At 51.7% G+C, this 13,922-nt stretch carries 13 protein-coding genes; 7 read left to right on the top strand and 6 right to left on the bottom strand.

Annotation, left to right across the window (positions count from 1 at the left end):
- Positions 1-30 precede the first annotated feature (30 nt).
- Both GYMC10_RS26320 and GYMC10_RS26315 read left to right on the top strand, forming a co-directional pair.
- Positions 31-579 (top strand): VanZ family protein, encoded by a 549-nt coding sequence (locus GYMC10_RS26320; RefSeq protein WP_015737312.1) that lies wholly within the window; start codon positions 31-33, stop codon positions 577-579.
- 6 nt (positions 580-585) lie between these two features.
- Positions 586-1,521, top strand: a complete 936-nt coding sequence (locus GYMC10_RS26315) for an LCP family protein (RefSeq protein ID WP_015737311.1) — start codon at positions 586-588, stop codon at positions 1,519-1,521.
- Between the two features lie 127 nt (positions 1,522-1,648).
- Here the strand turns inward: GYMC10_RS26315 and GYMC10_RS26310 are convergent, their stop codons facing one another.
- Positions 1,649-3,442 carry a glycosyl hydrolase family 28-related protein gene (locus tag GYMC10_RS26310; RefSeq protein ID WP_015737310.1) on the bottom strand — a complete coding sequence of 598 codons (1,794 nt, stop codon included), beginning with the start codon at positions 3,440-3,442 and terminating at the stop codon, positions 1,649-1,651.
- Positions 3,443-3,932: 490 nt separating this feature from the next.
- On the opposite strand from GYMC10_RS26310, the gene GYMC10_RS26305 reads away from it, so the two are divergent.
- Positions 3,933-4,850, top strand: coding sequence for an ABC transporter ATP-binding protein (locus GYMC10_RS26305; RefSeq protein ID WP_015737308.1), 918 nt, complete (start codon positions 3,933-3,935; stop codon positions 4,848-4,850).
- Positions 4,843-5,616 (top strand): ABC transporter permease, encoded by a 774-nt coding sequence (locus GYMC10_RS26300; RefSeq protein ID WP_235201877.1) that lies wholly within the window; start codon positions 4,843-4,845, stop codon positions 5,614-5,616. The genes GYMC10_RS26305 and GYMC10_RS26300 overlap by 8 nt, the downstream gene beginning before the upstream one ends.
- Before the next feature lie 136 nt (positions 5,617-5,752).
- Here the strand turns inward: GYMC10_RS26300 and GYMC10_RS26295 are convergent, their stop codons facing one another.
- The gene (locus GYMC10_RS26295; protein WP_015737307.1) at positions 5,753-6,172 is read right to left on the bottom strand and encodes a polymer-forming cytoskeletal protein; all 420 of its coding nucleotides are present in this window, start codon (positions 6,170-6,172) and stop codon (positions 5,753-5,755) included.
- A 35-nt stretch (positions 6,173-6,207) separates the two neighbouring features.
- Entirely contained in the window at positions 6,208-7,179 is a 972-nt protein-coding gene (locus tag GYMC10_RS26290) for a M23 family metallopeptidase (RefSeq protein ID WP_015737306.1), read from the bottom strand.
- A gap of 270 nt (positions 7,180-7,449) precedes the next feature.
- Here GYMC10_RS26290 and cls point away from each other — a divergent pair, with 270 nt between their 5' ends.
- Both cls and GYMC10_RS26280 read left to right on the top strand, forming a co-directional pair.
- A complete protein-coding gene (cls, locus tag GYMC10_RS26285; RefSeq protein WP_015737305.1) occupies positions 7,450-8,880 on the top strand; it encodes a cardiolipin synthase in 1,431 nt (476 codons plus the stop codon).
- 166 nt (positions 8,881-9,046) lie between these two features.
- The gene (locus tag GYMC10_RS26280; protein WP_015737304.1) at positions 9,047-9,964 is read left to right on the top strand and encodes a YitT family protein; all 918 of its coding nucleotides are present in this window, start codon (positions 9,047-9,049) and stop codon (positions 9,962-9,964) included.
- A 59-nt stretch (positions 9,965-10,023) separates the two neighbouring features.
- On the opposite strand, the gene GYMC10_RS26275 is transcribed toward GYMC10_RS26280, so the two are convergent.
- Both GYMC10_RS26275 and GYMC10_RS26270 read right to left on the bottom strand, forming a co-directional pair.
- Complete coding sequence (locus tag GYMC10_RS26275; protein WP_015737303.1) at positions 10,024-11,094, bottom strand: serine hydrolase domain-containing protein; 1,071 nt, start codon at positions 11,092-11,094, stop codon at positions 10,024-10,026.
- Positions 11,095-11,138: 44 nt separating this feature from the next.
- Positions 11,139-11,720: a TetR/AcrR family transcriptional regulator gene (locus GYMC10_RS26270; RefSeq protein ID WP_015737302.1), complete on the bottom strand. Its 582-nt coding sequence runs from the start codon at positions 11,718-11,720 to the stop codon at positions 11,139-11,141.
- A 228-nt stretch (positions 11,721-11,948) separates the two neighbouring features.
- Between GYMC10_RS26270 and GYMC10_RS26265 the strand changes: the two genes are divergently transcribed.
- A complete protein-coding gene (locus tag GYMC10_RS26265) occupies positions 11,949-13,022 on the top strand; it encodes an SPL family radical SAM protein (protein ID WP_015737301.1) in 1,074 nt (357 codons plus the stop codon).
- On the opposite strand, the gene ligD is transcribed toward GYMC10_RS26265, so the two are convergent.
- Positions 13,005-13,922, bottom strand: coding sequence for a non-homologous end-joining DNA ligase (gene ligD / locus GYMC10_RS26260; RefSeq protein WP_015737300.1), 918 nt, complete (start codon positions 13,920-13,922; stop codon positions 13,005-13,007). The two genes, GYMC10_RS26265 and ligD, sit on opposite strands and share 18 nt — an antisense overlap.

The following is a 13,922-nucleotide window of genomic DNA, read 5'->3' as shown; positions in this document are numbered from 1 at the left end:
AAAGGTAATTTCATGACGGGGGAGAATGCCGTGGGCAGAAACAGAAGCAGCTACAGGAGCAGGAGGCTCCTGTTTATCATCGTCATCGTTTTCGTTTGGATGAGCATCATTTTTTTCTTCTCCTCCCAGTCGTACCAGCAGCAGGATCTAAGGCCGTGGCTGCAGGAGCACTTGCCAGAGGCGGCGATTGAACATTGGTTTTCATGGGTTTCGTTTACTTATGCCGGAGAGATCGTCAGCATCGATGCCAAGGGTGTGCCCGGTTTTGTTGAATTTTTTATCCGAAAGGCAGCCCACATCGGGGAATACTTCGTCCTTGGTGGCTTGTTGCTGCTGCTGTTGACGAATTTGCTGCGAATCAGGGCTAGCATAGTCATACCTGTGTCATGGTGCTTGTGCGCGTTGTATGCCGTTAGCGACGAGCTGCATCAAAGCACATCAGGGTACCGTATCTTTAAGGCACAGGATGTTGTCCTGGATTCGATTGCCGCATTGGTCGGAATAACGCTGGTCAGTGCATATACATATTGGAGGTCTATGAAATCGAGGCCGAGGGAAGTGTTAGATCGGAAAGGATGACGAGGCATGAAAAAATGGCTGAAGATTACGGCGGGAGCGCTCGTGAGTCTGACCGTGTTGGCAGGCGGTTATGGTGTGTATGTGTACCAGTCCGTCAAAGCGACGGCTGAACAAATTTATGAGCAGCGGGAACCCTCATCGCCTCCCGCTTTTATAACAGCCGATCCCATCCTGCAGGAAATCCAGACGGCGGATATTGATCGGCGCGAGCCCTTTACGGTGCTTGTGCTGGGAGTAGACGAACGTCCGAATGACCGGGGAAGGTCGGACGCGATGATTATGCTGTCCGTCAATCCGTCGAAACAGTCGATCCTGATGTTTAACATTCCTCGAGACACTCGTACAGTCATCGCGGACCGCGGCACGGAGGATAAAATCAATCATGCCTACGCGTTCGGAGGCATCCAAATGTCCGTACGGACCGTTGAGGAATGGCTCCGATTTCCGGTGAATTATTACGTTAAAGTCAACATGGAGGGCTTTGCGAACATCATAGACGCGCTTGGCGGAGTCGATATTGATAACGCGTTGGCATTTGATTATGAGGGCCATCATTTTGCCAAGGGACGGCTGCATTTGAACGGCCGGGAAGCATTGGCTTTTTCACGGATGCGTTATGAGGATCCCCGCGGCGATTTAGGCAGGAATTCCAGGCAGCGTCAAATCGTGAAAGAAGTGTTGAACAACGCGCTTGACGTTTCAACGGTCTTCAAGCTTGAAGCTTTGCTTAAGGAGGTCGGGTCAAGCGTAAAGACAGACGTCCGATTTGATGAAATGAAGACGTTTGTAACCGACTATCGACAGGATATGAAAACCATTGAACAGATCGAAATTCAGGGGGGCGGGCAGAAGATCGGCGGTGTCTGGTATTATCAAGTGAGCGAGAAGGAACGCCAGCGTATCCATCAACTGCTTAAAGAGCATATGGATCGAAACGAATGAGACGATGAGTGCATGGATGCTTTATGCTTTATGGCTCTGACAATGAAATAGCGGGCATGAAAAGAGGGGGAAGACGTTAAGACTTCACCCTCTCTACGTGTTATTGCATAGATCATCGCTACGTCGATTAACCCAGCTTAATCCAGGTATGGACGCCTTTAGAACGCTGTTTGCAAATATACAGCGAATCTACCCCGTTACTGTCCTCAACCATGATGATTCGGCCGCGGTGGGCAGCAGAAGCAGCCGGTATCGCAGGCAACGGACTGAGGATCATGCTGCTGGAGCGAACCAATTCGGTAAAGACAGCCGAACTCGCGATCGTTTCCTCCCCGTAAGGAATGTTATTTACCAGATTCGGCAGCACGAATATCGAATGGACTTGGAGATTAAGCGGCTCGTATACCACGAGGTCGACGATGTCCGTGTAGTATTTCTTGAACGTTTTCGTAATGGTAAAGCGTTCGGAGCCGGAAGGAAGAATAAGAGTCAGATCGTTGGTGTCCCCGCCGATATCAATAAATAGCGGCGTTGATTTCCCCGACAGGTTCGTGCCAGACAGCACGAAGGTGTAATATTCATGCTTATGCAGACGTTCTACGGTTCTCATACGGAGCTTGGTCTTTGAGCCGGTTGAACTTTGAGTGACGATACAGCCGGATGGAGCCGCTTGTTTAAAGGCAAAACCCGGGTCAGGTTCGACGGAATACGGGACATCATTCGTAAACATGGCGCTGAGAGACGGGTTTCGAAGCAGGTTATGGCCAGAGGAGCCGATATAAGGTACGGTACGTCGTTCCGTTAAATAGAATGCATCCCGAAATGATGTCCGGTCCGCGATATTCTCGACAACTACGCAGCCGACAGGGTCCTTGATAAGCGTGCCGTGTGTCGTATTGGGATGATTGGCTTGAATCCGGTAGTTACGCGGTCCGAGGATGATATCCTGCGATGCCGTAGAACCCGGATCTACGGTGACGATGTATCCTTTATTGGGATTGTAATCCGTGATCGCGTAGTGATCCAGACGGCATCCGTCAATCCACACGCCTGACGTATGTCCGTAAATTCCCACAAAGCTCTCATAGGTCGCTTCCGCGTGGCATTCTTCGATCGAAACGGCACGGGCATTATCCAGCTTGATGAGTGGGGCGGTCATCACTTGATTCGCCGCAATCGCATCCCTCATGACATCTTCCTCGGTGCGTCCCTCTGCAGGAGAAGCAGGGGGGACGGTTTGTTCGCTCCTCTCAAAGGCCGTTGAGGTAATATGAATGCTGTCCGAATTCACAATTTCCAGATGGGGGTAATTTCGCACAGACCTGGAGAAGAAACAGCTATCGATCGTTGTGCACAACACAATATCCTCTAACTTTAAGCCCGTACCCAAGTAACCCGTCTCCTGCCAGAAACGGCAATCGCGAAACGAGATCATATAGCCTCCATAGCCCGAGGTGGGATTCGTCCCGCTTCGCATCCCCTGAATATAAACTCCGAATTTTCCTTCACCGCATGCGCTTGAGAAGAAACGCTCAAACATTTGGTGTGCGCCCTGCGGCAGATAGATGCCACCACCCGCAGCGTGGTTAATATAAAAATCCCTAAATAAGATAGTCTCGGCCATGTCTTTATCACTGTATAGGGCAAAGTCTGTTCCCGTATAAATAATACCGCTATCATACATTCCGTCCCCGTAGATGGTAAGTCCAATTCCTTGCGTGGCGTTGGTGTTGGGCCTTTCCTGTTTCGGTAATACCAAGGTTTGCGTTATGCGATATCGGCCTTTAGGCATATAGATGACGGAATATGCACCGGAGGCACACGCTTGGATCGCTTGTTGGAAGGCTAACGTATCATCTGAAACGCCATCACCTTTTGCACCGAAATTTTTCACATTGGCTTGACTGTTTAGTACAGGCATTTTCGTACCCTCCCATCTGTCGGAATGTTATCCTCATACAAAATATGATCAAGCATCGGTCGGAGTGATGCCAATTCACCTAATTGTCCTTAAATAGCCAAGAAATATTTATGTTTTCGTTTGACAAAAGAGTGCAAATTTATTAGGATACATTCTGTATCAACAACCATTATATCAAGCCATTTCTCATTGGGAGTGGAACATTCATGGAAAATGAACTGAAAATGTACTGTATATGTTGTCGTCGGATCGTGTCGATGATCGAGGGAGTCAGCGTGTTTAAAACCGGTTTCTATCGATACGATATGCCTATGGGCATATGTGGAAAGTGCAAAACGGCTGCATCCAATGAGCTATTTTACATGGCGCAGGACCTTTGAATGATTGACTGATTCAGACGGCTTGGAGCGGAGTCTATTAGACTCATGCCTGGTATTGTGTATAATGGGGAATATTGAACTTGTTTCGTTAGGGGCAAAGGAGAATTCACATGAAGCAGGAACCGCTGGTAAGACTGCTCGGGGTTACGAAGAAAATATCGTCGAAGGTTCTGGTAGATGATGTGACCTTTGATATCGCACCTGGACAAATCTTCGGTTTCCTTGGGCCGAACGGGGCAGGCAAGACGACAACCATCCGCATGATGGTCGGGCTGATGTCCATTACCCAAGGGGATATAACCATCGGGGGATACAGCATTCGGAAAAATTATGAGCAGGCTGCTGCCCAGATCGGGGCGATCGTCGAGAATCCGGAAATGTACAAGTTTCTATCCGGTTACAATAATTTGAAGCATTTTGCACGCATGATGCAGGGGATTACGAAGGAGCGTATCGACGAAGTGGTGGAACTCGTCGGGCTCGGGAACCGGATCCATGAGAAGGTGCAGACCTATTCGCTGGGGATGCGCCAACGGCTCGGGGTGGCACAGGCGCTGCTGCACCGGCCCAAACTTCTGATCCTGGACGAGCCTACGAACGGCTTGGATCCTCAGGGCATTCGGGAGCTGCGTGATTATTTGCGGCGATTGACGCAGGAGGAAGGGACCACCGTCTTCGTATCCAGCCATCTGCTGTCGGAAATGGAGCTGATGTGCGATACCGTCGGCATCATCCGTCACGGCAAGCTGGTCGATATCCGGCAGCTTCGCACGGACGGGGGAGAGCGGATGTTTGAAGAGACGGCATTTACCGTCAGCGACGCGGACGCCGCCGCAGCGCTCCTCCAGGACTACCAGGCGACAGCCCGGGAGCATCGCGTCCTTGTTCGCGGTGACCGGGATATGATTGCGGACATCAATGCGGCATTGGTCGAAGCGGGCATACGCGTATATGCCATACAGCCGGTAACCCGGTCGCTGGAGGATCAATTTTTGGAAATGACGGGAGGGGGATCTCTTGTTGAATAACTTTACCCGTCTTGTTGCCAATGAGAATATGAAAATTTACTACCGCGTGCGGACATGGGTCATGCTGGGCATACTTGTCTTATTTAATGCGGCCATGCCTGTCATGCTGTACTTGACGGATGCGCCGATGGATGTCTGGACCGTGTTCACTTGGACGGAGAGTTTCACCATATACCTCAGCGCGATCTTCACGGTTGTCATCGCCGCGGATATCGTGGCCGGGGAATTTAGCGGGGGCACCATCAAATTGCTGCTGATCCGGCCGTGGAGCCGGGGGAAGATTCTGTTATCCAAATTCGCCGCCTTGTGTCTGTTCGGGCTGCTCTGTGCGGGAATCACCATGGTGGTGGGCATCGCTGTCTCGATGCTGCTGTTCTCCGGCAATGCCGGATTCTCGGACGGATTTGATGGATCGCCCATGAGCAATTCCCTCTTGCTCCTGCTGACGGATACGATCCAGGTGTTTGTCATTTCGCTGATTGCATTTATGCTCTCCACGGTATTCCGTTCAGGCGGCCTTGCGATTGGATTATCGCTGCTGGTCCTGTTCACCAAGGATATCTTCGGTTTTATCTTTAACCCGGAGCGGTTTGTATGGGCGAAGTATTTGCTCTTTCTTCACACCGATCTGAGCGGGTACATCAGCTCGCCGGTCGGGCCGGGAGGCGTGGGGCTGGGCTTTTCCGTAGCGATTTTGGCCGTCTATTGCTTACTGTTCATGCTGGTCTCGTGGCTGGCCTTCACTAAGAGAGACGTAGCAGCGTAATTCATAACGATGAGAAAAGAGCTCCTTCCGCCGTGTGGGTCACATGGATGAGAAGGGGCTCTTTGATTGTGTCGGCTGCAGGATCCGGCCGAAGCGGATATCGTGTTCGAATTCGGGTGGTCGTCCATACGCCGGGTTAACCTGCTTCCGGACGCTGAAGGGGCAGTGCGGCGTCAATGGATTCCGAGGCTTCCTGAGAAGAGGTCTGCTGGTCCATCCGGCTTGCCCCGTGAAGAAGCCCGCCCTCCATAACGATAAGGGAAGCGGCGTGAACATCCCCGTACATTTGCCCCGTTGTCGTAATCGTCAGTTTATTTTCCGCCGTCACATCCCCATAGACCTTGCCGGCCACGATGACTTCCCGAGCGGAAATATTGGAGCGGGCGATCGCGGCTTCGCCTATGGTGACGCAGCCTTGGCTTTCGATGGAGCCGTTAAAGCGGCCGTCGATCCTCAGGTCATCCTCGCATTGCAGGACGCCCTCCACTTCGCTTCCTGGCCCGATCAGCGTATCGGTCCGCTCTGACGCCCGTTTCTTCTTGTTTTTCTTCTTCATCTGTCATTCCTCCTATTCGAAAATGGATGGTGTGCTTATTGCAGATAAGGCAAAGGGTCAATCGTCTGATTGTTTTTGACGACCTGGAAATGAAGGTGAGGGCCCGTGCTTCGCCCGGAGGAGCCCAGCTTGCCAATCGTTTCGCCCTGCTCGACATGATCGCCTGCCGACACGTCCAGGCTGTCCAGATGCATGTACCACGTCTCCAGACCATTCGGATGCCTGATGACAATATACAGCCCCCGCGCCCCGCTGCGTTCCGCTGCCGTCACCTCGCCGGCACCTGCGGCATAGATAGGATCGCCGGTTTTCCCGGCAATATCGATGCCGGCATGATAGGCCGAGCGGCCGGTAAAAGGATCGCTTCGATAACCAAAATTCGAGGTGAGCCGCTTGGAGGTGGTCGGCCATAATGAAGGCGTGCCCTCACGCCTTTCCTGGGTTTCCTGGGCCTGATCCAGCGTACGCGGAATATGCTGCTCCATGCGTGAAATCAACTGCTGCATGTTCTCGAAATCATCCTGGGTCTCCCTGGCGAGGTTTAACATTTCATTCTCATGAACGGCAATGAATTCACCGCCGACATGCTGCTTATCCTCGTCAGCGATGGAGGAGGTCTGGCCGGACAGGCTGCCGTGCTTCTCAATAAACTGCTGAAGCTCCTGCTCCAGCTGCTGAACGCGCTCCATCTGGACCTTCGTTTGCTCTGCTTCACCCGATAGCTGAATGATCGCTTTATTTAGGCGTTCGATGGCTTCATTCTTATCGGTGACCGTCACTTCCATCTTTAAGGCTTCCAGGCTTTTCAGCGTCAGCTGCTGCTCCAGCCCCGAGATGGTCTGAGCCGACTGGATCTGGAGGGAAACGATCAGTCCGGCGATGGACAAAATAGCGGCCGCGGGCACCGCTATCATCAAAGGTTTGGACAGATGGACCTGTTTGACTGAATGCTGGGCATCCCGAAGCACCAGCAAGGTTAAGCGTTGTTTACGGTGTGCGGTTTTCATGGCATCTCCCTTCCATGCATTATTTATGGTTTACAAGGGCACCCGCTAGACTTGGCCAACTCCTTATCTAGTATGTATTCTATTCTTTCGAAGAACATGTCAAAAATTATTAGATAAGAGAACTTATTCAGTATGGCGCCGCATTGGGTAATTGAATAAATACATATGGAATTGGTCAATGATGTAGTGTAGTTAATTGCTTGTCTTTCATTTCAAACGTTTTGACAAAGGGCTGCTCAATATATTATTCATCGTGAGGAGGCTGCCGATATGGTGTGGCTTCTGGTTGCACTTATTACTTTTATTTTGCAGATGGTTGCGGTGCTGCTGCTTGAGTTTCGAAATCCGTCCAAGGCCGTGGCATGGCTGTTTATTTTATTTTGCCTCCCCTTTATCGGGTTTGTACTCTATTTCTTTGTGGCGCAGGATTACCAGAAGCGATTGAAGATTCGCAAGCGGGGTTCCCGTTTGTTTCAGGAAATCAGGGCGCATTTGTGGGATCGGGCGGCGGTCGTCCGAAGAAAAGGAGATATGAACAATCCCGGCTTTCATCATAATGACCGTTTGTTCAATCTGCTCAATCACTTGTCGGAGAGTCCCATCACGGGCTGTAATCAAAGCCGGGTGTTGACCGATGGGGAAGAGACGTATGAGGCCATGCTGAACGCCATGGAGGAGGCCAAGGATCACATTCACGTGGAGTTTTACATCTTTCGCCATGATCGGATCGGCACGAAGTTTCAGGACGTCATGATTCGAAAAGCGCAGGAAGGCGTCAAGGTGCGCCTGGTTTGTGACGGGCTGGGCAGTTATAAACTCAAGAAAACATTCATTCAGCGCTTCAAAGAATCGGGAGTGGAGTTCTATTTCTTCCTGCCCGCCATGGTCTCGATGTTCAGCCGCAGAATCAATTACCGGAACCACCGCAAAATCGTCGTCGTGGACGGCACGATCGGTTTTCTGGGCGGCATTAACGTCGGGGACGACTATCTTGGCGAATATCCGAATATGGGCTACTGGCGCGACACGCATCTGGAAGTAAAGGGGGATGCGGTCTATTTTCTGCAAAATGTGTTTCTGCACGATTGGAAGCTCGCGTCCGGAGAGCGCATTGCGGATTTCGGGCTGTTTCCGGAGCATCAATGCACCGGGGAGGAGCAAGTGCAGATATTGAGCAGCGGACCGGATCTGAACTGGAATGCCATTCAGGAAATGTGCTTCGGGGCGATTTCCGTGGCCAAAGAACGGATATGGATTACCACGCCGTATTTCATTCCCGATGAAGGAATTTATGAAGCTCTGAAGACGGCTGCGGTGAGCGGCGTGGACGTACGGATCATTATTCCGGATCACGCCGATTCCCGCCTCGTCAAGATGGCAAGCTTGTCCTACGTGGAAGAGCTGCTGGCAGCGGGAGTCAAGTTCTACGAGTATGAAAAAGGGTTCATCCATGCCAAGGTGCTCATTGTGGACGAGCTTCTCGGTTCGGTCGGTACGGCGAATATGGATATGCGGAGTTTCTTCTGTAACTTCGAACTGACGGCTGTGCTGTTTGATCGGCTGCCTATTGAGCGGTTGGTTTCGGATTTTAAGGAAGATCTGCAACATAGCAGGCTTATTGATGCGGAGGTGTTCCGTCAGCGCGGAAGATGGCAGAAAGCGGCCGAAATTATGTGCAGGATGCTGTCGCCATTGCTGTAAAAGTATATTTTACATGAGATGTGAGAATGACGGAAATCCGAGTAAAAAGCAGGATAAACTGCGAAAAATCTATGTCCCGCTTTTATTTATATGATAGAATATTTATATAGGATCCACTTATAAATATATATTAGCTTGGTTTCATAAAGTTGAACGGGGGAGATTTATGTCAAGTGATGTGAAGATTCTGGCGCAAGTGAAAGCGGAGCAGCAGAAGCCGGAGAATCCCAAGGCAGGCTCAGCGACCTTGAAGCTTCTCCGCCGTCTGGTGTTCTTAACTTTCGGCGCGATTTTGATGGCAGTAGGGCTGGAAATCTTTCTGGTGCCGAACAAGATTATTGACGGAGGGATTACCGGAATCTCGATTATGGTTTCCCATATCACCGATATTCCGCTGGGTGTATTCCTGACTTTGTTCAACCTTCCGTTTTTGTTTATGGGATATAAACAGATCGGAAAAACCTTTGCATTATCCACGCTGTTCGCCGTATTGGTCATGTCCGTCGGCACTTATTTCCTGCATCCCGTCGATCCGATCACGATCGATCCGCTGCTTGCAGCCGTGTTCGGCGGCGTGCTTCTCGGAATCGGGGTCGGCCTTGTTATCCGGTCCGGCGGTTCCTTGGACGGGACGGAAATCGTGGCCATTCTGATCAACAAGAGAACGCCGTTCTCCGTCGGCGAAATCGTGATGTTCATCAACGTATTCATTCTAGGCAGCGCAGGTTTCATTTTCGGCTGGGACCATGCCATGTACTCGCTGATTGCGTATTACCTTGCGTTTAAATTGATCGATATTACCATTGAAGGCATTGATCAATCCAAATCGGTTTGGATTATCAGTGATAAGCATAAGGAGATCGGTGATGCGCTGACCCAGCGTTTGGGACGCGGCGTAACCTACCTCGAAGGCGAGGGCGCTTATTCCGGAGACAGCAAGAAGGTTATCTTTGTGGTTATCACTCGCCTGGAAGAAGCAAAGCTCAAATCCATTGTGGAAGACTGGGACTCCCAGGCCTTCGTAGCCGTCGGCAACATCCATGATGTGAAGGGCGGCCGCTTTAAGAAAAAGGCAATCCATTAATACAATCATTTCAGGCTCCACCCGGTGCGAGAGTTAGCGCGGGTGGAGCCATTTTTTGTTTAAAGAGTATCGGCTTGCAGGCGCAGCGCCTTCTTCTCGCGCACATAATGACGAATGATTCGCGACATGGCCTGGACGGCGGCGGATTGACCGACGGCCTGGTTCACGGTTCCGGTGAAATAGAGGCCCGACTCCGGGTGATGGAAGGCAAATGCCCCGGATTGGCCCCAGTGGCCGATGAGTCCGCGTCCCAGACTGAAAGGAGATAGCGGCTGTCTTGAAATGCCGATGCCATAGAAGAAGGGGCCGGGAGCAAACAGGAAGTTCCACTGCCTCTGGAGCTCCCTCAAATCCCCCAGCGGAAACAAATCCCCGTTAAAAAAGGATTGCAAAAACGTCATCGTTTCCCTTGCCGTGGAGACGATCCCGCCCTCCGCACCGACTGATGCCATATACAAGGGAAGGTCCAGTCGCTTCTGCTTGTAATGGAACGGAACGGGGGACGCATCCTCCGGGTCATGATAAAAATAGGTTTGCGTCAGCTTGAGCTTGTCGAAGATGTATTCCTGGAATACGGCTTGAATGGATTCGCCCTTGATATTCTCGATGATTTGGCCAAGCAGCCGATAGTTGGTGTCGGAATATTGGGCTTTTTTCTGCTGTCCCGGTTTGAATTTAGGCGTTTTCCTTTTGGCCGCGGCCAGGACTTGGTCCAGGCTCCAAGCTCGATCCTTCCCGGCGATCAGATTCGAGAAGACGGTTCCCGAGAAATAGTCCGGGATGCCGGACGTATTGGACATCAAATGCTGAACGGTGATTTCTTCGCCGTAATCCCGGTTCTTAAACCTGTGGAGCCCGGTCATAATCTCTTCGGGCAGGTGCTTGCCAATGGGATCATGGAGCTCGAGCCGCCGCTCGGCGCGTAATATCAAGAGTACGGCAGTCACGTACAACTTGGTCACGCTGGCAATGAAATAGCGGTCGTCAGGCTGCATATCACCTCCGCTGCCGACTATGGACAATGACCGCTCCTGGTCCTCGACGCACATCACTGTGCTAAACACATTTCTTTTATTGGCGATTTGAGTCACACATGCATCCAGAACCGCTTGCTTCAGGATTGTTCCCATTGCCGTTCTACCTCCCATGAATCGTAATTTTTCTTTCCTTCAGTTTAGATTCCGTTTCCCTCATGTTTCCGGGCACGCGCAGCACGTATGAACGCTTCAGCGGCTTCGTCCATCATATTCATCATCTGCTCGTCATCCACGTTCTTCGTGAACAGATCGTTTGCCACCATGACGCAGAGACCTGTCTGAAACACCTGCATGTTCAATAAAATAGATTGCAGCTCCTGATCCGAAAATTCCGCGAGCTCCGGATCCTGCCTCATCAATGCGATAACTTCGCCCAGTTGTTCCGGCGTATTCTTCATATGGGGATTGTCCTTCATCATGAGATCCCGATAAAGCACGGGATATTCCTTGGCAAAGCGGAGACTTGCCATGCCGATATCCCGGAACGGCTGTCCGGATTGCTGCTCCATGATCATTCCTCTGGCCACATGGAAGGCTCTTTCGGCGACCTGCTGAAGCAGTTCCTGGACGTCGTTGAAATTGACATAGATCGGCGCGATGGAGCTGCCGAGACGTTCGGCTACTTTTCGGATCGTAATGGACTCGATGCCATCCGTTTTGGCAATGTCGAATGCGGCTAGCACGATATCTTGTTTGGTAAACTTCGTTTTTGGTGCCATGATGTCTACAGCTCCTTAGGTTATTCATATGTAGAACGATCAATATATATCACTTGATATATATTGATTATAAAGAGTAATTGGACCGATTTCAATCCGGTCATCATGAAGCATTCATGGAATCAGGATTTGTAAATCCAGTAAAAACCACTTATAATAAGAACATATGTTTGTTAAAATAAAGAATAATGACATAGAGCATGGCAGGTCCAGGGAGGAGGAAGCGGAATGGCTCGTACGCAATATGAACGCATAACCACCAAGCAAACATTAAACCGAGTGAAGGAAGAGCGGATGCCCTTCGATTGGTCCATCAATCCGTATCGAGGTTGCGGACATGGCTGCAGCTTTTGCTACGCCCGCGCATTTCAATCGTTTATCGGGATGGGAGCGGAAGACGAGTTCCAGCACCATATTTTTATGAAGTCGAATGCGGCGGAAGCGCTGGAGAAGCAGCTGTCGAGCGCGGCGAGGAAGTTTAACTATGATATTGAAGCGATGCGGAGATCAATCGGACAGGTGACGATCGGAACGGCAACCGACCCGTACCAGCCGATCGAGGGCAAGGAGACCCTTACGCGGGAATGTCTGAAGCTGCTCGCTAAATACCGCATTTCTACCAGCATTACGACGCGTTCTCCGCTCGTATTGAGGGATTTGGATATCTTGACCCGGATGGAGAACGTGTCCGTCAACATAAGTCTCAACACGCTGAGCGGGGACGTCATCCGGAAGCTGGAGCCGGCATCGCCTCATCCGGAGGCCAGGCTTGATGCGATCCACAGATTATCGGCTGCTGGCATTAGAACAGGCTTGTTTGTGGCGCCTGTGCTGCCCTTTTTGACGGACGAGGAGCCGGAACTGAAGGAGCTCTTGTCCCAGGCAAAGGAAAGAGGCGTTTCCTTTGCGATGATCTCCTTGCTGAGACTGTCGCGCGACGTGAAGAAATGGTACCTCGAAACGCTGAAACACCACTTCCCCGAGGTGGTTCAATCCTACCGCGAGTTATATGGGCAAGGCGCTTATGCGGAAGAGCATTACGTTCGTTCCTTCAAGTCGATGGCGTCCAGGCTGTTGAACGAATATGGGCTGAGCGGATTGACCATGGGGGCACCTGCTGCCGTCAACCGGTCCGGACCGATTGCAGCCTCGGAGAACGATACATCGGATGAAGGGGCCAACGATCACCCTGCGAGAGAATGGGCTGCTCCTGTACGTCCAAGGAAGCTTCCTCAACCGGCGGCCCCGGTTTCCGGAGAGGAGCTTACTCCCGCTGTTGAGCAGCTATCCTTTCCTTTTTGACGCCGCCTTACCCTTTGGCTTCAGATGCCGGATGACATTCTCGATCGGTTGGGGCGGCAGGGTCTGCAGCAGGTCGCCCTTTTCCCTCAGCCGTTCTTCGATGTTCAGCAGGTGAAACTCCGTGGGAGAAACGTCCTGGCGGACTTCGTCCCACGTGAGCGGCGTGGAGACGGTCCCGAGCCGCCGAGCCCGCGGGGTGTAAGGAGCGGCGAGCGTCCTCCCGCTGTAGTGCTGAAGATAATCGAAGTAGATTTTATCGCCGCGGTTCTTCTTCAGCCGCTCGATGGTGAACAGCTTCGGGAACTTCTCCGTCACGTATTGGCCCACGAATTGGCCAACCGTTCGAAGTTCATCGAACGTTACGCCTTCCGGAATCGGAACGATGATCTGCACTCCGGTCGCTCCCGAGGTTTTCGGGACGGAGGACAGGCCCAGGGAGCTCAGCACGTCCCCTACAATGGCCGTCGCCTCCATAATCCGGGGCTCCTCCGGGAGCGTGGGATCCAAATCGATCATCCATTCGCAGGGCAGATGACTGCCTGCCAGATGCAGGGAAGGGTGAAACTCAAGCGCAGCCAGATTCCCCAGCCAGAGCAGTTCCGGCAGCCCGTTGAGCAGCACGTAGTTAATATTTTCGTGCACATAAGTCTGAACAAAAGGCGGCAGCGGCTCGGGTGCATTTTTCTGGTAGAAGGATTCGCCTTGGGCTCCGTGCGGATACCGGATGGTCGTGAGCAGCCTGCCCCGGCAGTACCGGAGCAAGAAAGGCGAGATGGCCGCAAGCTTTTGCAAATACATTGCCTTGGTAATGCCGACCTCCGGCCACAGCGGTTTGTCGGGATTCGTAATTTGAATCTCTTGCCCCTCGATCGTCAGGGTGCCTTTAACGGTACGAGCCAT

The sequence above is a fragment of the Paenibacillus sp. Y412MC10 genome, from assembly GCF_000024685.1.
Classification (GTDB): domain Bacteria; phylum Bacillota; class Bacilli; order Paenibacillales; family Paenibacillaceae; genus Paenibacillus_AQ; species Paenibacillus_AQ lautus_A.
The sequence above is the reverse complement of the archived record's forward strand: the minus strand, read 5'-3'. Positions and strand labels throughout refer to the sequence as shown.